Origin of the sequence: Pseudomonas sp. BGI-2 (genome assembly GCF_004310295.1) — a bacterium.
Lineage (GTDB): Bacteria > Pseudomonadota > Gammaproteobacteria > Pseudomonadales > Pseudomonadaceae > Aquipseudomonas.
This window is the reverse complement of record NZ_SISB01000008.1, coordinates 102,544-123,246: the sequence shown is the minus strand read 5'-3', so window position 1 is coordinate 123,246 and position 20,703 is coordinate 102,544. Positions and strand designations below refer to the sequence as shown.

Genomic DNA, 20,703 nt, shown 5'->3' with positions numbered 1-20,703 from the left:
TTTTGCATTCAGCAAAAAGGTTTTGCATCACCCACACCTGTTTATAATCCGCCCGCTTGCCAGACATCGAGACCGGTATGACCGCCATCCACATCAAGTTCCCTTCCCTGACCCTCAAGGCCGGCCCTCGTGCCTTGGCGCGCATCCGTGCAAACGGTTTGAACGCCGCCGATGTCGGCACGCTGCCGGGTGCCGCCGGGGGGCCAAAAGCCCTGGGGATTCAAGGTCTGGACCTGGCGTTGTTTGGCGAGTGGCTGCCGGCCGCGCCTCGCGAGCGCTCGCTGATCGGAGCCTCGGTGGGCTCCTGGCGCTTCGCCAGCGCCTGTCTGCCGGATGCTGCCGAAGGCATCCGTCGCCTGGGTCGTCTGTACACCGAGCAGAATTTCGCCAAGGGCGTGACCATGGCGCAGATCAGCCAGAGCTCCCGGCGCATGCTCGATGAACTGCTGGACGGTCACGATGCGTCGATTCTGGACAACGCCCATTACCGCCTGAACATCATGGTGGTCAAAAGCCACGGCCTGCTCGCGGACGATCATCGCGGCCGCCTCGGGCTGGGCCTGTCGTCGGTGATCGCCGACAACCTGCGCGGCCGGGCGCGACTGTCGCGGCACTTCGAACGGCTGATCATCCACGACCCGCGCCAGGCCCCGCCGGTCAATGCACTCAACGATTTCCCGTCGCGCTTCGTCGCGCTGAATGCCGGCAACCTGCGTCAGGCCCTGCTCGCCTCGGGCTCGATCCCGATGGTGATGGAAGGCGTGCGGGATCTGCCGGGCGCAGGCGCGGGGACGTTCCGCGATGGCGGCCTGCTCGACTATCACCTCGACCTGCCCTACAGCGGCAACGACATCGTGCTGTATCCGCACTTCACCGACCGGGTGATTCCCGGCTGGTTCGACAAGACCCTGCCGTGGCGCCGCGCCTGCCCTGCGCGGTTGCAGGACGTTCTGCTGCTGGCGCCGTCGAAGGAGTACCTGGCGCGCCTGCCCTACGGCAAACTCCCGGACCGTAACGACTTCAAGCGATTCATGGGCGATGCCCCGAGCCGGCAGAAATACTGGCGCACGACGATGGACGAAAGCCGTCGCCTGGGTGACGAGTTCCTCGAACTGGCTGCCAATGGTCGCTTTGGCGAGCGCTTGCTGACCCTTTAGTCAGTGTTTTGCCCAGCGCTCTGGTAAACTCGCCGCCTGCCCACATCGCCGCGGCGATCGCCACCTGACAGAGCTGAAAATCACTGTGGAAATCTTCAAAGAGTTTACGTTCGAATCCGCCCACCGCCTGCCTCACGTACCGGAAGGCCACAAGTGCGGCCGCCTGCACGGTCACTCGTTCAAAGTGGCGATTCACTTAAGCGGCGACCTCGACCCGCACACCGGCTGGATCCGCGACTTCTCGGAAATCAAGGCGATCTTCAAGCCGCTCTACGAGCGCCTGGACCACAACTACCTGAACGACATTCCTGGCCTGGAAAACCCGACCAGCGAAGTGCTGGCCAAGTTTATCTGGAAGGAATTGAAGCCCCTGCTGCCGGAGCTGAGCGCGATCCGTATCCACGAGACGTGCACCAGCGGCTGCATCTATCACGGCGAATAAGCCGCTCTAAAAGACAACACAGATCCCTTTGTGGGAGCGGGCTTTTTGTGGTGAGGGGATTTTGTGGCGAGGGGATTTATCCCCGTTGGGTCGCGCAGCGGCCCCAAAATTTCTGGGACTGCTGCGCAGTCCAACGGGGATAAATCCCCTCGCCACAAAGGCTCGCTCCCACTGGGAGGATGCGTTTCGTCAGTGATACAGAAAACAGCCTTCATTGGCTATTTTTTATGCCTATGCTTTTTGGCTCGAACACGCCAGGAGGACATCCCCATGAACGCTGACTGGCCGCTGGCTCAGACCTATCGCTTCAACGGACACTCCGTTCGCTACGCCGTACGGGGCGACGGCCCGCCGTTGGTGTTTGTGCACGGCACGCCATTTTCCTCTTACGTGTGGCACCGCATCGCTGCGCACTTCATCACCACACACCGGGTGCATTACTTCGACCTGCTGGGGTATGGGCAATCCGATAAAATCGCCGGCGACGTATCGCTGGGCGTGCAGAACGACCTGTTGGCGAACTTGCTCGATCACTGGGGCCTGGAGCGGCCGGACATGGTGGCTCACGACTTCGGCGGCGCCACCGCACTGCGCGCGCACCTGCTGAACGGCAAGGATTACCGCAGCCTGACGCTGATTGATCCGGTGGCGCTGACGCCATGGGGTTCGCCGTTCGTGCAGCATGTGCGCCAGCACGAAGCGGCGTTCAGCGGACTGCCCGATTACATTCAGCGGGCGATCGTGCCGGCCTATATTCGCGGGGCGATCAAGCGTGACATCCCCGATGAAGAACTCGACCCGTATGTGCAACCGTGGCTGGGCGATCCCGGGCAAGCGGCGTTCTATCGGCAGATTGCGCAAATGGATGAGCGTTATACCCGTGAGGCCGAAGGGCTGTACCCGACGGTACGTTGCCCGGTGCAGATTCTGTGGGGCGAGGACGATCAGTGGATTCCCATCGAGCGTGGACGGGCGCTGCATCAGATGATTGCGGGGTCGCAGTTTCACCCCATTCCCAATGCCGGACATCTGGTTCAGGAGGATGCGCCGGAGGCTATCGTCGCTGCGTTGCTGAAGTTTTTGCCGTTAATCCAATCCCCCTGAAGAAACCAAATCCCCTCGCCACAGGTCGCTCCTACATGGATTCCATGTTCCTGCAGATGCACTGTTTTCGTGCCGACCACCCTCCTAACGCCCGCGCTCGTCTATACATAACTAAGCCATTCCCGCTTGGCACGACCACTGCACCCCCTCCCGCGTCCCCCATTCAGCAAGGAACGCCACATGACGCAAAACGATCCGGGCAACGATTACCCCCTAAGCGAAGTGCCGATGCATGCCCGCAAGGGCCTCGCCTCCACGGCCATGGTGCTGCTGGGTTTCACCTTCTTCACCGCCACGATGTTCGCTGGCGGCAAGCTCGGCGTAGCGTTCAGTTTTGGCGAGATGATGGCAGTGATCATCGTCGGCAATCTGTTGCTGGGGATCTACGCCGCTGGCCTGGGTTACATCGCCTTCAAAAGCGGCCTGAATTCGGTATTGATGGGGCGTTTTTGCTTCGGTGAGGTCGGCAGCAAGCTCAGCGACTTGATCCTAGGCTTCACCCAGATCGGCTGGTACGCCTGGGGCACGGCCACGGCCGCCGTGGTGCTGGGCAAGTATTTCGAACTGAGTGAGGGTGCCGTTCTGGGCCTGATGGTGTTGTTCGGCCTGGCCTTTTGCGCTACCGCGTATGTCGGTTATCGCGGGCTGGAAATCCTCTCGTACATCGCGGTGCCGGCGATGATGTTGCTGCTGATGCTGTCGATGTGGGTCGCCACGGTAAAGGTCGGCGGGCTCGATGGGTTGCTGGCGGTGGTCCCGACGGGAACGCTGGATTGGTCGACCGCGATTACCTTGGTGTTCGGCACCTTCGTCAGCGGCGCCACCCAGGCGACCAACTGGACGCGCTTCTCCCGCTCCGCCCGAGTCGCAGTGCTGGCGAGCCTGATCGGCTTTTTTATCGGCAACGGCTTGATGGTGTTGATCGGTGCCTACGGGGCCATCGTCTACCAGCAACCGGACGTGGTCGAAGTACTGCTGTTGCAAGGTTTCGCCATGGCCGCGATGGCCATGTTGCTGCTCAACATCTGGAGCACCCAGGACAACACCATCTACAACTTCGCCGTCGCCGGCTGCAACCTGCTGCGCACCGGTCGTCGCAAAACCGTGACCCTGGCCGGCGCGGTGATCGGCACATTGCTCGCACTGCTGGGCATGTACGACATGCTGGTGCCTTATCTGATCCTGTTGGGCACGGTCATACCGCCGATAGGTGGGGTCATCATGGCGGATTTTTTCTTCCGCTATCGTGGTCAATATCCTCGTCTGGCCGATGCTCGATTGCCGGCGTTCAACTGGCCCGGTTTGACCGCCTATGCCGTCGGCACCGTCGCCGCGTTCAGCTCGCCCTGGATCGCGCCACTGGTAGGGATTGCCGCTGCCGCGCTAACGTATGTGTTACTGACCAGCGTACTGGGTGCCCGTGCTGCTGAAGCTCCATTACAAGATCTATAAAAGGATTCGCCTGATGCACATCATCAACGCCCGCCTGCGCAACCAAGAAGGCCTGCATGAGTTGCACCTGGAAAACGGCCTGATCCGCACCATCGCCCGTCAGACCGAAGCCCCGACCCTGGGCCCCGACGACCTCGACGCCGGCGGCAACCTGGTGGTGCCACCCTTTGTCGAACCACACATTCACCTCGACGCGACCCTCACCGCCGGCGAACCGCGCTGGAACATGAGCGGCACGCTGTTCGAAGGCATCGAGTGTTGGGGCGAACGCAAGGTGACCATCACCGAGGAAGACACCAAGACCCGCGCCAAGAAAACCATCCAGACCCTCGCCGCCCACGGCATCCAGCATGTGCGCACCCACGTCGACGTCACCGACCCGCAACTGACCGCGCTCAAGGCGATGCTCGAAGTGCGCGAGGAAAGCCGCCACCTGATCGACATGCAAATCGTCGCGTTCCCGCAGGAAGGCATCGAGTCCTATCGCAACGGACGGGAACTGATGGAAGAAGCGATCAGCATGGGCGCCGATGTGGTCGGCGGTATTCCACACTTCGAATACACCCGCGATCAGGGCGTCAGCTCGGTGAAGTTTCTGATGGACCTGGCCGAGCGCACTGGCTGCCTGGTGGACGTGCATTGCGACGAAACCGACGACCCGCATTCACGCTTTCTGGAAGTGCTGGCCGAAGAAGCCCGCAGCCGCGACATGGGTTCACGGGTGACCGCCAGCCACACCACGGCCATGGGTTCTTATGACAACGCCTACTGCGCCAAACTCTTCCGCCTGCTCGGGCATTCAGGCATCAGTTTTGTCTCCTGCCCCACCGAAAGCATTCACCTGCAAGGGCGCTTCGACAACTTCCCGAAACGCCGGGGCGTGACCCGGGTGAATGAGTTGCTGGAAGCAGGCATGAACGTGTGTTTCGGCCAGGACTCGATCGTTGACCCGTGGTATCCGCTGGGCAATGGCAACATTTTGCGGGTGCTGGAAGCCGGTCTGCACATCTGCCACATGCTCGGTTACCGCAACCTGCAAAGTGCGCTGGACCTGGTCACCGACAACAGCGCCAAGGCCATGAACCTTGGGGACCGTTATGGGCTGGAGGCCGGACGGCCGGCAAATTTACTGATCCTGTCGGCGGACAGTGACTACGAGGTGATCCGCAGTCAGGGGTTGCCGTTGTATTCGGTTCGCGATGGCAAGGTACTGATGAAGCGGACGATGCCGGTGGTGGAATTCAGTGGTGATTTGAGCTGAGATTTTCGTTGAATCTGATGGCCCTATCGCGAGCAAGCTCGCTCCCACAAGGATCTGTGAACGACAGCCCCCTGTGGGAGCCGGCTTGCGTTCGGCAGCTACTACAAATGAAGAAGCCCAGAAAGGCGCCCAATCCCAAGTCAGAACTATTCCGCATCCATACGTCGAGCAATAGACGTCCAGCACATCGCGGCTCTCGGCATTTCATTTGACAGGCGAAAGCTTAAGGAAAAAGTGATCAAGCTCGTTGCGACCCTAAACGATTCAGTTAACACAAAATTTGGCATTTCATCGGCTACAACTGCCAATAGCTGAACTTACGATATAGATGTATTAAACCGTTCTAAAAAACTGTCAGTTATTACAGGTGAAGCAAGTTTGGAGAGCGACTAGAGTTTGGTTTCATTAATGAAATTGGGATTTTGATCATGGACAGCAGCAAAGCGCAGGAAGAACTCAATAAAATTGGTATAGGAAATAAAGTAGAAATCTGGGGTGGGTTTGACGGCTTCCCGGCCCATACTAATCGCATAGAAAAACTCCTTAGCTTCGACACAACATCTGTAACTGTAGAGCGCCCAACAGGGAGGGGGCTGGAGGGGCGGCAGGAAAGTGAAGTATTATATTATTCAGCTATATTTTCCATTAAAAAACCTGAAACAACCGAACCACGTGAAGCACTTGGAGGCCTCTTCAGAGGAAAACTCTAAATCTACTCTCAATTTAGATCTCAACCTATTTAAGATAGTTAAGTTAAAAAGTGCAAGAGGCATAAGATTCAAAATCTTAGTCTTGTGCCTTTTCGTACTTTTAGGATAGGTAAAAAATTTTGCAGGGTCTGCAACGCAAATATATTGAAAGTATTTTGCAAGTTTTTTGAGCATGCTCGGCATTATGACCTTCGAAAAACAAGTCAACTCCCACAGGGATTTGTGCCCGACACCGATCCCTCTGGGAGCGGGCTTGCTCGCGAAGGCAATCTTCAATTCAACCCATCAACCGCGCCATACCAAACAGCCTGACCCGAATCAATTCCCCCTCCAATGCCTCCAACAAAATCGGCGCCGTGCCGCCCGGCATCACCACTTTCACCTCTCCCGCCATCACCCAACCCACCCGCCACGCGGCACACGCCACTGCACTGGCGCTGGTGCCCGACGACGCCGTCGGCCCTTCTCCACGCTCAAACACCCGCGCCACGACTCGCCCCTCGGACTCAAGCATCGCCCATTGCAAATTCACCCCCGCCGCACACGGTTGCCCAGCCCCGGCCGGTGCGGCGTAGGCAATGCGCATCAAGCCATGGGCCAATGGCGGTTCACGCATCTGCTCATTACTTGGCAACGCGTTGGCATTTGCCAGCAACGTCACGCAATGCGGATTACCGATGCGCACAAACTGGCTGCGGTTCCAGGCAGGATCAAGCGCCGACAACGGCTGCACATGGCTGACGCGCCGGGAGAGATCACCGGGATAGTACTGCAGGCTTCAGCCTTCGTCGGTTTCCCGAGGGCCGTGGCCACGGCCGATCAGTTCAATCGACTGTTTGACGAAGCCGCAATTGTCTCACCTCCCGCACCTCCACCGCGTGAGGTGGCGCTCGCGTTTTGCGAGCAAGTCCGCAAGGGCAAACCTCCCACGTCCCTGAGTGCCGTGATCAAACGCCTGCTGCGCCATGCACATCGCTTGTCGGTTCAGGCGACAGCGGCCAACACCGTCATTGTTGAATGTTTCGACGGGGAGCATGCCCGTCCGGCGGCGCTTTTGCACATCTTGGTGGAAGGGACGCAGGTCATCGCAGTGACACGCTTTACTGCCCGTTGATTGCCGTCTGAATCGCACAATGAAAATAGCGCAGGGCCGGCTCATTTCTGCCGAATGTCAGGTAGCGTTGCGCGCTGGAGGCATAACCTTTCTGTAGATGTCTGGCCATTTGAAAGTCCTCGCCATCGACGGTCTTCATAAGAAGGGTCATGTTCTTGTCCCAATGATCTTTCTCTTTTGACGACGTTGGTGCTGTTGGAACATGCAGCGACACTTCGATAAAGCATTGATCGACGCATCCCGGGCCTGCGGGAAATATCCGCCACACCTCCAGATGATCGCCCTGCCAAACCAGAAGCGTATTGGGGAACAGCAGGTAGATAATTGCCGAATACCGGAGCAGGTCCCATTGCTCTTCGGGTTGACCGAACAACTCGACAATGGAGCGACGCGGCATGATCAGCCGTAAATTCGCTCCGAGTCCTTCGAAATGACTGGTATTGGGTATAAAAATCGGCAGCACCGTTTGCCGATGCAGGGTTGAAAAATGCCAGTTCTCCAGAAACGTATCGATCACTACTTTCCAGTTAAAGTGCCTGCGTAAACGCCTCGTTTCGTAGTGCGAGTAATGCTGGAAGCCGAAATCCCTAACCTCATTGGCCAACGGTTCGAGTACTTCGGCTTCATTGATCTGCCCGCCCGGCATCGGGTGTACCCAGATCAACCCATGCTGTTCCAGAACACTCAGGCGAGTCAGATTGCGTTCGGCGCAACTCAACCCCTCAAAACTGCCGGGTGGATTCAGCCGTTGCAACCGCCCATCCAGACCATAGGCCCAGCCGTGATACGGACAGGTCATCGCACCCGCGATGTTTCCCGATCCGATCAGCAGCCTCGCACCACGATGTCGGCAAACATTGATGAAAGCGTTCAATGATCCCTCGTTGTCGCGCACGACCAGAACCGGCACACCGCTTAAATCGTCGGTCAGGTAGTCACCCGGGCAAACCAGTTGCGAGCCAAGCCCGATCATCAAGGGTCGCAAGTCAAACAGATGCCGTTGTTCCCGTTGCAGCTGAACGAGGCTGGTATATGACTCGACAGGGTTCAAGTAAATGGCATCGGCCATGCTGGTCTGTCGCTGCTCAATCATTGTGAGCAGAGATTTCAAGAGTAAAACCTGAGTGGGATGATCCATATCGCCTCCAGTCTGTCCTGATCACCAAGTCATTGATGTATCGCGAACAGCTGGCTTCGTTCTAGGCGCAAAAAAAGGTGCTGTAAACTGTCAGAATTTACAGGTTCCTCCGTAAACCGACCGATCAATGGAAGCACTTGCACTCGCGACACAGGCGCCGGCTGTGCAACGATGTCGCCCTGCCTGACCGCAAACCTGCGCGGACGCTGACCGAACCCCATGGGTAAGTCACTGTCCCTTGGGTACGCGACGTTTTTTGCCAAGGATCGATATGACCAACCTCAATACCCAAGCCACATTTGTTCCCGGACGCCTGGAACAGATGTCCACCCGCATCGCCTTTTTCATCGCTGGTCTGGGCATCGCCGCGTGGGCGCCGCTGGTGCCGTATGCCAAGGCGCGGGCCGGGCTCGACGAAGGAACGCTCGGGCTGTTGCTGCTGTGCCTGGGGGTGGGCTCGATTCTGGCGATGCCGATGGCTGGCCACTTGGCGACCCGTTTCGGGTGCCGTCGAGTGGCAACCGGAGGAACGTTATTGATTTGCGCGGCGTTGCCGTTATTGGCAACGGTGTCGTCGATACCGGCATTGATCGCCACGCTGTTCATGTTCGGCGCAGGCCTGGGCACGGTGGATTCGACGGTGAACCTGCAAGCGGTGATCGTCGAACGCGCCAGCGGCAAGAACATGATGTCGGGGTTTCACGGGATGTTCAGCCTCGGCGGGATTGTCGGCGCAGCGGGTGTCAGCGCCCTGCTCGGCCTGGGTCTTTCGCCGCTCGGGGCGATGGCGGTGGTGATTGTCGTGCTGGTGCTGGCCTTGCTCAAAGCGGCGCCGCACCTGTTGCCTTACGGCAGCGAAAGCTCGGGACCTGCGTTTGCGGTGCCCCATGGCATCGTGCTGTTTATCGGCGGCATGTGTTTCATCGTATTCCTCGCCGAAGGCGCGGCGCTCGACTGGAGCGCGGTGTTCCTGGTGCAGGAACGCGGGATCGACACAGCGTACGCGGGCCTGGGTTACGCGGCGTTTGCGCTGACCATGACCGCCGGGCGGCTGACTGGAGACAGGATTGTCCGGCGTCTGGGGGCGACTCGAGTGATGGTGTTCGGCGGCCTGACGGCGGCGGCGGGTCTGGCGTTGGCGACGTTTGCGCCGGCCTGGGAGGCTGCGCTGGTCGGGTATGCGTTACTGGGTGCGGGTTGCTCGAATATTGTGCCGGTGCTGTATACCGCGGTCGGTAAACAGACGGTCATGCCTGAGCATATTGCGGTGCCGGCCATTACCACCTTGGGTTACGCAGGGATTCTCGCTGGCCCGGCAGTGATCGGTTTCATCGCCCATGGCAGCAGTTTGAGTTTTGCGTTTGGGTTGATGGCAGTGCTGCTGGTGGCGGTGGCCATTGGCGGGAAAGTGTTGAGGGTTTAAAAGCTTCGCGGGCAAGTCGGATTGCGAAGCGGTGTGTCACACAACAGCTTTGTCGACTGTGAAGCCGCCTTCGCGAGCAAGCCCGCTCCCACAGTGTCCGTGTCGAACACAAAATCCATGAACGCCACTGAACCTGTGGGAGCGGGCTTGCTCGCGAATGAAGTCACCTCGGTCTATCAGAACCCGACGCTGGCCTGCACAAAGAACGTGCGCGGCGCACCCACGTACATCCCCGAGTTGTTGTCGCTGGAGCGGGTGAAGTACTGCTTGTCAAAGATGTTTTTCACCCCGGCGCCGACTTTCAGGTTCGACAGCTGCGCGCCGAAGTCGTAACCACCACGCACGTTCCAGGTCACGTAACCCGGAATGTCGCCGTACTGACCATCGGCGCTGCCTTCGGTGATGTAGTTGTTGGTGAAGCTGCCGTCGGCGTTCACTGCAACGCCTGGTGAGTGCTGCTTGGACTGGGCGAAGGCGTCGAGGTTGTAGGTCCAGCGGTTGATGTCGTAACGCAGGCCGGCGGTCGCTACCTGGCGCGAGTAGAACGGCAGGTCACGGCCCTTGAAGCCTGGAATTTCACCTTCATACACGGCGCGGGTGTAAGTGAACCCGGCGTTGGCGGTCAGGCCGTCGAGTCGCGGGTCCAGTGCCGCCATGTTGTAGTGCACCGATGCCTCGATGCCCTGGTGCGTGGTCGCGCCGAGGTTGGTCCAGCCTGCGTCGTTGCTGATGTATTGCAACTCTTTATCGAAGTCGATGTAGAACGCCGTCAACTCGCCGCCCCACACCTCATTGTTGTAGCGCGTGCCGACTTCATAGGTCTTGGCCTTTTCCGGCTCCAGGCCATTGGCCGGTTCGTCCCCCGCGCCCCCCTGGCCGAGCTGGAAATACTGCAGGCTGCCAAACGATGTTTCGTAGTTGGCGAACAGCTTCCACTCTTCCGACAGGTGATACATCACGCTCAGGGCCGGCAGCGGCTCGTTGCTTTCGATGCTGCGGTTCTTCTCCAGTACGCGTCTGCCGGCGGTGTCGAGCACGGCGCGGTCGTGCCAGTCGGTGCTGAGGTGTTCGAAGCGGATGCCAGGGGTGATGGTCCAGTTACCGACATCGATCTTGTTGTCGACGTAGACCGAGTTGGCTTCAGTGCCACCGGTACGGTCCTGGTACACATGCCCGTCCGAACCCGGACGCACCACCGGCTCGTTGTTGACCAGCGCCAGGCGGCTCGCCTGTTCGTGCATGGCNTCCTTGAGGTAGCGATAACCGACACTGACTTCCTGGGTGGTCGGGCCGACGTCGAACACACGGGACACCCGCGGCTCGATGCCGACGGTGTAGTAAGTGCGCGGGAACGAACCCAGGGTTTTCTGATCGCGAGCGGCGATGTTGCTGCCACGGAAGCTGTCGGTGTAGTAAGTCAGCACTTCGGCCTGGGTGCGGTCGTCGAGCTGCCGCGTCCACTTGAACGAGACATCCTTGCGGCGCCCGCTGAAGTTGTCGTTGTTGCGGTCGGACTGAAACGGGTCGGCGTCGTACTGCTTCTGGGTCAGGCCGCCAGGCATGTCCGCGCTGGCGTCGTAGTAGTGAAAGTTGAGGCTGAAATCGTCGACATCGGTGGGCGCCCAGTGAGTCTTGAGAATCACGTCGTCGATGTCATTGCCGTTGTTGCGCTCGCGGTAACCGTTGCCGTTCACGCCCGAGTACAACAGCGCCACGCCGATGCCGTTGTCTGCGGTGCCGCCGAGGAACGCGGTGTCGATGTGCTTCCAGCCGCCGTGCTGGGAAGTTTCCAGGGTGGTGCCGATCTCACCGGTAGCTTTTTCCGGGATCGCGCGCGTCACGAAGTTGATCACGCCACCGACGTTCTGCGGCCCATAACGTACGGAACCGGCGCCGCGCACCACGTCGATGCTGTCGAGGTTGCCGGAGGAAATCGGCGCCATGGACAATTGTGGCTGGCCGTACGGCGCGAAGGCTGCCGGCACGCCGTCGATCAGCACCGTAGAGCGGGGCGACAGGCGCGATGTCAGGCCGCGCACGCCGACGTTCAGGGAAATGTCGCTGCCGCCGGTGCCGTTGGCGTCCTGGACTTGCACGCCAGGTACGCGCTTCAACACGTCGCCGACGTTCATGGCGCCCTGCTCGACCATGGCTTCGCGGCGGATCACCGTACGGGCGCCGGGATGGTTCTGCACCACCGCCGCGTCGGCATCGCCAAGCCAGTCGCCAACGACTTTGATGTCGGTCACGCCCAGTTCCAGCGGGCCAGCCGTAGCGGAAGTCGGCGCGGGCGTCAGAGTCACCGAACCTTCATCGATCTGATATTGCAGGCCGCTGCCTTGCAGCAATTGGCGCAACGCCTGCTCCGGCGAGAGGTCGCCGTCGACGGCTGGCGCCTGTTTGCCGGCCACCAGTTCAGGGCTGAAGAAAACCTGCAGCGACGTCTGCTGCCCCAACTCACTCAAGGCCTGACCCAACGGCTGCGCGGGAACATGGATGCCGTCGGCGGCGAATGCCTGCGGTAACGCAGCACTGACGGCCAAGGCGAGCGCGAGCCGCAACCAAGGGGAATTGTTGTTTTTAGCGGTGGTTTTCTTCACGTCGAACATTGTCCTGTAGATCGCAAGAGTGTGCGGCTGTTAATGCAAACCAGTTGCAGTTGGACAAGAAGACGAAGAACTCAAAAAAAACCTGAATCTATTTTGAAATTATTTGTTGGCTGCCGTCATCGAGGGTCCGCACGGCCACCGGCAGAATGCTCGGCAAGGCCTTGAGCAGTGCGTCGGTGTTGTCGGATTTGAACACGCTGGTCAGGCGCAGATTGCCCACTTTGTCGTTGCCGACCGTGAGTGGCTTCTCGCGGTAGCGCGAGACTTCTGCGGCGACCTCGCTGAGGCTGGCGTTGTTGAACACCAGTTTACCGCTGCGCCACGCGGTCAGTTCTGCCGGATTGACCGCGTAAGCAGCAGCAACCACGCCTTTGGCATCGACGCGAGTGCCGAGGCCGGCGGTGAGGCTGATGACATCAGGCCCCTGGCCCTGAACCTTCACCGTGCCCTGCTCCACCGCCACCCGGGTTTCTGTCAGGTCGCGGCGCACATCGAAACGTGTGCCGGTGACCGTCACCTTGCCGCTGCCCGCCTCGACCACGAACGGTCGGCTGTCATCGTGCTCGACGCTGAACATGGCTTCGCCTTCAGTCAGCTCGATGCCGCGACGGTCCTTTTCATAATGCACCTGAACGCGGCTGCGGCTGTTCAGGTCGATCACCGAACCGTCGGGCAACGCCACATGGCGACGCTCGCCCAATGCCGTGGAATATTCGGCGGTGTACGTCGCCGGGTGATTCAAGCCGCTGAACAGCCCCAACCCGAGCGCCACGGCCATCACACTGGCCGCCACCGCGTAACGCACCAGCGGCTGACGTTTGCGACGGGCCGGCAGGATTTCGCAGAGGGCTTGCAGACGCTTGGCGGGCAGCAGATCGGCCGCCGACCACAGGCCCTGAAGCAGTTGAAATTCGTCGCGATGCTGAGGATGTTCAGCCAGCCAGGCTTCGAAACGCCGGTACTCTTCGACGTCCACGGCCGGTTCCTGCAAACGCACAAACCACCGCGCCGCGTCGTCGCGAACCGTTGTTTGCCCGCACGCACAATCACGAGTATCCATCATGGAAGTTCCTGTTTGGCTGGGGGTGAGAAGGCGCGGCCGATCATGGGTGCAGTCCGTCGAGGCGGTCGCGCAGATGCCGCAAGGTGCGGATCATATACTTTTCCACCATGTTCTTGGACAGTCCCAGGCGTTCGGCGATTTCCGCCTGGGTCAGGCCTTCGATCTTCTGCCAGACGAACACCTTGCGGCAGTTGACCGGCAGTTCGGTGAGCGCCCGTTCGATGGAATCAGCCAACTGGATCGCATGCATGAAATGCTCCGGGTCGCCGGACGACGACACACTGTGATCAACCGCCTCCGACTCCATGGCGCCCCGCCGGTCCTCCCGCCGATAACCATCCACCGCGATGTTGCGCGCGGTCTGGTGCAAATACGCCCGAGGTTGCTCCACCGCCGACGAATCGGACTCAAGCACCCGCACGAAGGTGTCGTGGGCCAGATCCTCGGCCTGCTGACGATTTCTCAGGCGACGGGTCCAGGTGCCAACCAACTCTTCGTAATGCTCGAAAAAGCCGTGTCTGCGGGGCAACTTGGGGGTCATTGCGGTGTGCTGTGGAGACGGGGCGTGAATAGTAATGCTTCCTATTAAGGGGAAGCAATTGATTCCCGTCGGCACGTGAGTGCATTCAAGAGGAACCGGAAACAGCATCAAGCCGGGTATGACGTTGAGGGCGATAAAGCGGATGGGGAAGACGATGACCGGTCTCGAGCGAGACGGCCGAAGGCCCGCGAAAATCATCGCGGGCCGTGTCACCGGACTACTGCGTGGTGATTACCTCCAATTGGCTGCCAATACCGGTTGCAACGCCTGTTGCTCGGCAGCGCCGAAGGTCATGGTCGCCGGTGCCGCCGGCGCAAACGCCGCCATCGCCTGAACCAGGTTCTCGACATCACGGTCCATCAACCGATGACTGTCGCCGGCCATGATGTCCCGTGGACGTTCAGGGGCATCGGCATACCAGTTGTGCAGCGTGACCTCTTGCTTGCTGCCGATGACCGATATCTGCAGATCCTGCCCTTTGTGCTGGAACCACAGATGATCGGGGCTGATGTCCTTGCCGAATACCAACTCGCCCATCCCGCCGCGGAACTCGAGGTCGTTGACCCCGTGCCCGACTTCCACCGTCGGCATGTTGCCGCTGACCAGCACCTTGTTATTGCCATCCCCCAGTTTCACCTTGGCGAAAGACCCGGAGTCGGTAATGGTGTTGTTGCCATGGCCGACGGTGAGCTTGTCGACGTCACCGTTCACAACGTTATTGCCATTGCCCAGGGTGATATTGCCCCTGCGGCCCGTCACGTTCACCTTGTTGTCACCGTTGCCGGCAAGCACTTTGGCATTCGAGGCTTCGACGTTGATGGTCTTGCTCTCGTCGCCCAGCGTGACATCGGCGAAGAAGCCTTTGACCGTCATGACGTTGGGGTCGGTGGCCGCCGGCAGAGGGTCCGCTGTCGAAGGTGTTGAACCGCCGCGGATTCTGTCCCGGATTGACGCAAACGTAGTGTCCACCGTTTGCCCGGCGCCCCAGATGTCATCGATCTTCAGGCGCGGATCTTGCGCACTCACGACGTCTGGAACGGTGACCGGTCGGCGAGTCGGGATATTAAGGTCACGATGAGCGATATCGACCGTAGGGATATCCGTGAAGACAAACGGCCGTGGTCTCGGAATATCAATCGGCGTACGGTCCCCCACATCACGACCGACCGGGCCGATATCCGGTACTTTCGATGGTTCCAGGGAACCGACGCCGCGTTCGGCCAGAATCTGCTCGATGGTTTTGCGCTCGGGCAGCGTCGTCGCACCCCGGTTCGCGTCACGCTCGGCCATGATCTGTTCAAAGGTTTTGTGCTCCGACACTTTCGGATTCAGGTCGACACCGCGTTCCGCCAGGATCTGCTCAATCGTCTTGGTCTCCGGCAGCGTAAAGTCCGGAATCGTGACCGAAGGTCGCAGCACCGGATCAATCGTCGGGACGCTGATGGTCGGGTGCAGGTCAATGGGAGGCAGCGGCGTGACCACCGAAGGTTTGTCGACGCCAGGGCGCTCGACAATCGGCGTCAGCGTTCCCGGCACCGTGACCGTCGGCTGCCCGGTCACCGGCGGCACCGGTCCGACCGTTGGCACCACCGCCGGTGCCGGGTCGGCGTAGAGGAAATCCGTCGCACTGATCTGCGCCACATCCAGCGCATCCAGATACAGCAGGTTGGTATTCGCATCGCTGCCCTGGGCACCGATGCGCGTCACGTACACCCCGTGAATCTGCGTCAGGCCATTGAAGGTCGCGCGGTTCTTGTGCTCGATGATCAACTGACTGAAGTCGGTGACGCCGGTCTGGCGCAAGTCGATCTTGTCGATGCCGTGACGGAACCCGCGCAAGGCGTTGTTGTAATCCTTGACGCCGGACTGGGCCGCCACCACGAACACGTCCGAGGTCGCGCTGTCATGGCTGTAGATCGTGCCGTTGAGCGAAGCCAGCGGTTTGCCCTGGGCATCGCTGCTGTACATCACGCCTTTGCTGCCACCGTTAAGTACCACGGTGCCCAGCCCCTCCTGCGGCTTGACCGCCGACGCGTCGCTGTTGACGTAAGGCGTCGGCGCGACAAAGGTGTCCTGGAACTTGAAGTTCGCCGCACTGAGACCGGCAAGCACTTGGTTCTTCAGGATAAGGCTCTGGCCCTTGCCCAGGTCGACCTTGACGTCCGCGCCCTGCTGCGTCAGCACCAGATCAGCGAATGCCTTCCTGGCAAAGCCCACCAGATCGACGATTTCGCCACGACCGGCCTCGAAGTTGCTAAGGGTATCGCTGCCCGCTTCACGGCGATGGACCACAAAGAAGTCCTTGCCCGCGCCGCCCACCAGCGAGTTGTTGCCACGCCCGCCATCAAGCAAGGCATCGGCCATGCCGGCGACCAGTGTGTCGTTGCCATCGCCGGTGACGATGTTCTGAATGCCCGACGGATTTTTAACCGTCAACGCCGCGCCGCCGATGCTGGCGACACCGGTCAGCAAGTTGACCGAGGTATCCCCCGAAACAGCCGCCGCATTGAGGGTATTGCGCCCGCCCGCCCCACCATTGACCGCGTCGTCCAGCACCGCGCGATTAGCCTGCCCGACCACTGACTTGAGGTATTCATCGGTGTAGAAATAGGTGTCGTCCGCCGTGGTTTTGCTGCCGTACAAACGCAACGACCAAGTAGTGAGTGTGACCGGCAGACCGGAAGCCGAATCGGTCACTTGCAAGGTCCAGTTACCCGCCGAACGCTCACCGAAGTCGTGGGTCGACATGAAGGTGTACTTGAACGACCCGGACTGCGTGCTGCCGACGTCGGTGGCACTGGCGCCCGGCATGCCATCCGGGACTTTGCCCTGACGGTTGAGCAACACGCTTTGCGTGCCATCGGGGGAAATCAGCTTGAGCGTCAGATCGCCAAGACGCCCGACCTGGGCATCAAAGTCGATTTCGACGTGCTCGACATTCAAACCGGCCTGCATCGCGATGGACGATGTCAGCGTCGCGCCCGCTGCCAATGGCTTGCCGAGCGCACCGCTGGAGGCGCTGTAGACGTACTCGTTGGCGCCGGTACTCTGGGTCATCCAGGCTTCGGACAAGCGCACGGCGGCCCGTGCATCGACCTCACCAAAACCGTAGTCATTGCTGGTGTGCATGCCACCGCCGTTCCAGCCGTGGGCAGCGTTATCGCTCCATTGGGTGGACGGGTCGTTGATCTTGCGCGCCGACAACGCGAGGATCTGCTGCACATCTCGATAACCCAGGTTCGGGTTGGCTTCGAGCATCAACGCTACGATCCCGGAGACAATCGGCGCGGCAAAACTGGTGCCTTGCATGCTGGAGTAATCGTTGCCGAACGTGGAGCCGCGGTCGGTTTCCAGCATGTGGCTGGTGGACACGACATTGCTGCCCGGTGCCGAAACCAGAAGGCTCGCACCCGGATTGGAAAATGGCGAAGAGCCAATCTGCAAGGTCGACAAATCGCCCTGTGCGTTGATCGCACCCACTTCCACCGAGAAGCGATTGTTGTTGGTCAGCGAACCCTGGGCATTGCCACCGGTAGCACGGCTATTGCCGCCCGCTGCAACGATGATCGTACCCAGGCCGCCACGACCGTTACTCGCCGCGTACTGCGCATTCATGCTCAGCGCCGTGGCCGTGGTGAAGTGGCCGTCCTGATAACTGCTGAGGGCGAAGTCATTGGTGAAGCCCCAGCTGTTGTTGGCAATGTCGAAGCTGACCATATGCCCCAGTCCCGCCAGGTCATCACCCTTGCCGGCCAGGTAGTAGCCTCCGAGTTTCGCGTCGTAGGCCACGCCCACGCCGCCGATGCCGTTCTTCGCGCCGACCATCACACCCGCCACCATCGTCGCGTGGTTGGACACCAGCCCCGGCAAGGTGCCGTTGGTCTTTTGCGTTTGCAGCCAGGCCTGATCGATATTCGGTGCCAGGTCAGGGTGCGCGACATCAAAGATTTCCGGCGCGGTGGCGAACTGGCCTCCCGGCTCGAACTGACCGATGCGCACGCCTTTGCCGGTGTAGTCCTTCCAGACCGGCAGCACGTTAGTGTCACTCAGATACCATTCCTGAGCCGCCAAAGGATCAAGTGGCACCTCTGGAGTCAGCAGGGTCACACCGGCACGCATCGGTGCCGTCTGGCCGCTGCCCAAGTCCACCACCGACGCTGACAGATTGCCTGCCGCATCGGCCACACCGTATTTGAAGCTGATCAGACCGGTGTAATGCGCATCCGGGGTAAACAACACATCGCCCTGGGCAGTGAGGCTGACTGTGCCGCCGACCGCGTCACCGATGTTGGCAATATGCAGCACGCCCTGACTGTTGAGGCGCTGATCGTTGGCCAACAGGCTTTCGGCACTGATCAGATGCACCTGGGTGCGATCAAAGGCCTTGCCGGCCTTGTCGAGCGTGAGCACATCCGCCACCGGCATCGCGTTGGGGGTGAGCAGGTCAACGGCGGAAATGTCCGAGAAGTTGAGCTTCTGGATATTGGTCAGCGTCACCGTGCCGTCACGCCCGGCAACCTTGTCGGCCACTTCATAACCGTTCGCGGTGCGGGTGATGCGGTAGTCGCCATGGGTGCCGTGCAGCGTGACCAGGTTGATCCCGCCGTCACCGTCGATGGTCGCGTTGCCGTGGCCGACTTCGATGATGTCGTTACCGGCACCGCCGAAGATTTTATCGGCGCCGCCACCGGCATGGATGATGCTGCCGGCTTCGGAGGCATAAATGGTGTCGCCCTGGGGCCCGGCATAAATCACCGCTTTGCCGCTGCCGCCAATGATGGTGTTGTGGCCGGTGCCGCCGACCAGAACGTCGTTGCCCGAGCCGCCCACCAGCGTCGAGTTGCCCGAACCGCCCTTGATGAACGCGCTGCCGGTGCCGCCGCTCATAATGACGTCGTTGCCGCCGCCACCTTCGGCGATGGTAAGCCCCGCGCCGGCCATGTTCAGGAAGACGTCTTTGGTGCCGACGATAATGGCTGTATCACGGCCGCCATTGCCACGAATGTTTCTTGTATCGTCCGAAGCGCTGATGACAAAAACGTCATCGCCCTGACCGCCGATGTAGGCGTTGCTGCCAGCACCGCCGACAAGCCAGCTACCATCCGGCGCAGCAATCAATGTGTCATCGCCGCTACCGCCGTACAGATTGTTCACGCCCAGTTTGGCCGCATCCAGCGTTTCACCCATTGTGCTCTGGCTGGCGTAAGCGCTGGTGGTGCGAGTGTTGGCGCCGCTGGTAGTCGAGGTCACCCTCGTGCCAGTGCCTTGGCTGGTCACGATATTGCTGACCGGATCCCCCAGAAAATCCACCGCCAATGCTTCCTGGCTCTTGCCATTCATCGTGAACGAACCGGTGGCGAGCACCTTGTTACCGTCACGCATCTCGGTTTGAGGGGACGCCGCCGCACGGACATTGATCTGGGTGATGCCCAGTTCGGCCAGCGTCTTGAGTTCACCGCCATCGACTTTGGCGTCATGCGTGCCGTCAACCCAGACGCGCAATTTGCTCCAGAGCGGATCGTGCTGATCGATCACGCCATCCTTGTTCGCGTCTTCACTGGCCAACGCCGCGAAACCGTCCTTGAACTTCGCCTCGCCCGCCGCGCCGTTGACACCGACGTTGCCACCGTAATACTCGGAGAACATCTGGCTGACGTCTTTGACCTGGGCAGTGCCATCGTCAATCACCAGCATGCCTGTGGTGCGATCCGCCCAGCCGCTGCGTTTGAGCGTGCCACTGTGGTCGGTATCAAATAGCACGCCGTCGCGAATGTCGGTCATGTGCACGCCATTGCCGGTCAGGTCCAGCAACAGCGGGTCGACGTAGGTATTGAACGTCGACATTGCCGACAAACCGTTCAGGGTAACCGCACTGCGCAGGCTGAAATCCGGCTTGGTCGCGCTCGGGGTCGGGTAGAACTGCGACAGGTAAGTGTTGGGGCGAGCGTTGGGGTCGAGCTGCATTTCACCCGGCCGAATACCGCCCGAGGCCAAGCTGGCCATTTGGGTGGAGGTGAAATCGGTTTTGTTGAGAATCCCGTCGAGGGTGAAGATTTTGTGTGTCGCAGCATTATCGATGTAGCCGTTAGCGGCGTCCCGTGTTCGCTGGTTCTCGAGCTGTACCTGATGGCTCGCCTGCGGATCGGGGTTGATTTCGATATTCAGCAGGTTTGCTGGCGGGGTCCACGCCGGTCCGCCCTGATCAATGAGCGGTTGCCCGTCACGATCCGGATGAATAATCGACATCCCGGTTTTTATTGAAATGACATTGGGCTCGTTGTTCCACCACTCGCCTTCAGTCTTGATATTTTGACCACCGGCGCGGAAGGACTTGTATAGGTTATAGAGACCGCCTCCACCAATAATTTCCGTTTCGGTCAGCCCCAACACGGTTGAAATCAATCCGAAGTTGAAAGAGGCGGCATTTGTGAAGCTGGGAACGAAGCCGGCACCTGTCGTGTGCGAAGCACCGTTATAAGAGCGTTGAAGATCCCCCACGCCACTTTGCCTGAAGGTCTCATAAATATCGCTGTAGAGGCTGTTCCGAAAGCTGAGAGAGGACGCATCATAGTCCTCCCTGACTTTCTTGAAGTGTTCGATCGAGGCTTTCATATCATAATCCGCCGGCACCATGAACGGCTGATCGGTCTGGGGATCCATAACATAACTGCCAAGCCCGTCATTCAGCC

Annotated in this window: 13 protein-coding genes and 2 pseudogenes; 8 read left to right on the top strand and 7 right to left on the bottom strand. The window is 60.0% G+C overall.

Features of this window, described 5'->3' with window-relative positions:
- The first annotated feature begins 77 nt into the window (after window positions 1-77).
- The 6 genes from EYC95_RS08050 (at window position 78) to EYC95_RS08025 (ending at window position 6,126) form a co-directional block, all read left to right on the top strand.
- The gene (locus tag EYC95_RS08050; protein WP_131059878.1) at window positions 78-1,157 is read left to right on the top strand and encodes a patatin-like phospholipase family protein; all 1,080 of its coding nucleotides are present in this window, start codon (window positions 78-80) and stop codon (window positions 1,155-1,157) included.
- Between the two features lie 85 nt (window positions 1,158-1,242).
- Window positions 1,243-1,599, top strand: coding sequence for a 6-carboxytetrahydropterin synthase QueD (gene queD / locus EYC95_RS08045; protein WP_008152165.1), 357 nt, complete (start codon window positions 1,243-1,245; stop codon window positions 1,597-1,599).
- Window positions 1,600-1,869: 270 nt separating this feature from the next.
- Window positions 1,870-2,703 (top strand): alpha/beta fold hydrolase, encoded by an 834-nt coding sequence (locus EYC95_RS08040; RefSeq protein WP_131059877.1) that lies wholly within the window; start codon window positions 1,870-1,872, stop codon window positions 2,701-2,703.
- A 180-nt stretch (window positions 2,704-2,883) separates the two neighbouring features.
- Complete coding sequence (gene codB / locus EYC95_RS08035) at window positions 2,884-4,155, top strand: cytosine permease (RefSeq protein WP_131059876.1); 1,272 nt, start codon at window positions 2,884-2,886, stop codon at window positions 4,153-4,155.
- Window positions 4,156-4,168: 13 nt separating this feature from the next.
- On the top strand, window positions 4,169-5,416 hold the full coding sequence (gene codA, locus EYC95_RS08030; protein ID WP_131059875.1) for a cytosine deaminase: 1,248 nt from the start codon (window positions 4,169-4,171) through the stop codon (window positions 5,414-5,416).
- A 428-nt stretch (window positions 5,417-5,844) separates the two neighbouring features.
- On the top strand, window positions 5,845-6,126 hold the full coding sequence (locus EYC95_RS08025; protein ID WP_131059874.1) for a hypothetical protein: 282 nt from the start codon (window positions 5,845-5,847) through the stop codon (window positions 6,124-6,126).
- A 277-nt stretch (window positions 6,127-6,403) separates the two neighbouring features.
- On the opposite strand, the pseudogene EYC95_RS08020 reads toward EYC95_RS08025, so the two are convergent.
- A pseudogene (locus EYC95_RS08020) lies at window positions 6,404-6,874 on the bottom strand (diaminopimelate epimerase); the annotation flags it as partial.
- On the opposite strand from EYC95_RS08020, the gene EYC95_RS08015 reads away from it, so the two are divergent.
- A complete protein-coding gene (locus EYC95_RS08015; protein WP_178083826.1) occupies window positions 6,860-7,240 on the top strand; it encodes a hypothetical protein in 381 nt (126 codons plus the stop codon). The pseudogene EYC95_RS08020 and the gene EYC95_RS08015 overlap by 15 nt on opposite strands.
- Here EYC95_RS08015 and EYC95_RS08010 read toward each other — a convergent pair.
- On the bottom strand, window positions 7,227-8,378 hold the full coding sequence (locus EYC95_RS08010; protein ID WP_131059873.1) for an SRPBCC family protein: 1,152 nt from the start codon (window positions 8,376-8,378) through the stop codon (window positions 7,227-7,229). The genes EYC95_RS08015 and EYC95_RS08010 overlap by 14 nt on opposite strands.
- A gap of 271 nt (window positions 8,379-8,649) precedes the next feature.
- Here EYC95_RS08010 and EYC95_RS08005 point away from each other — a divergent pair, with 271 nt between their 5' ends.
- Window positions 8,650-9,801, top strand: coding sequence for an MFS transporter (locus EYC95_RS08005; RefSeq protein WP_131059872.1), 1,152 nt, complete (start codon window positions 8,650-8,652; stop codon window positions 9,799-9,801).
- A gap of 176 nt (window positions 9,802-9,977) precedes the next feature.
- Here EYC95_RS08005 and EYC95_RS30525 read toward each other — a convergent pair.
- From EYC95_RS30525 to EYC95_RS07985, 5 genes and pseudogenes are all read right to left on the bottom strand, one after another.
- Window positions 9,978-11,045: pseudogene (locus EYC95_RS30525) on the bottom strand (TonB-dependent receptor family protein); the annotation flags it as partial.
- 1 nt (window position 11,046) lies between these two features.
- A partial coding sequence (locus EYC95_RS30520; RefSeq protein WP_256656917.1) for a TonB-dependent receptor occupies window positions 11,047-12,401 on the bottom strand: 1,355 nt, incomplete at its 3' end.
- Window positions 12,402-12,498: 97 nt separating this feature from the next.
- Window positions 12,499-13,473: a FecR family protein gene (locus tag EYC95_RS07995; protein WP_131059870.1), complete on the bottom strand. Its 975-nt coding sequence runs from the start codon at window positions 13,471-13,473 to the stop codon at window positions 12,499-12,501.
- A gap of 40 nt (window positions 13,474-13,513) precedes the next feature.
- The gene (locus tag EYC95_RS07990) at window positions 13,514-14,014 is read right to left on the bottom strand and encodes a sigma-70 family RNA polymerase sigma factor (RefSeq protein ID WP_131059869.1); all 501 of its coding nucleotides are present in this window, start codon (window positions 14,012-14,014) and stop codon (window positions 13,514-13,516) included.
- 231 nt (window positions 14,015-14,245) lie between these two features.
- Window positions 14,246-20,626, bottom strand: a complete 6,381-nt coding sequence (locus tag EYC95_RS07985) for a S8 family serine peptidase (RefSeq protein WP_256656916.1) — start codon at window positions 20,624-20,626, stop codon at window positions 14,246-14,248.
- Window positions 20,627-20,703 lie beyond the last annotated feature (77 nt).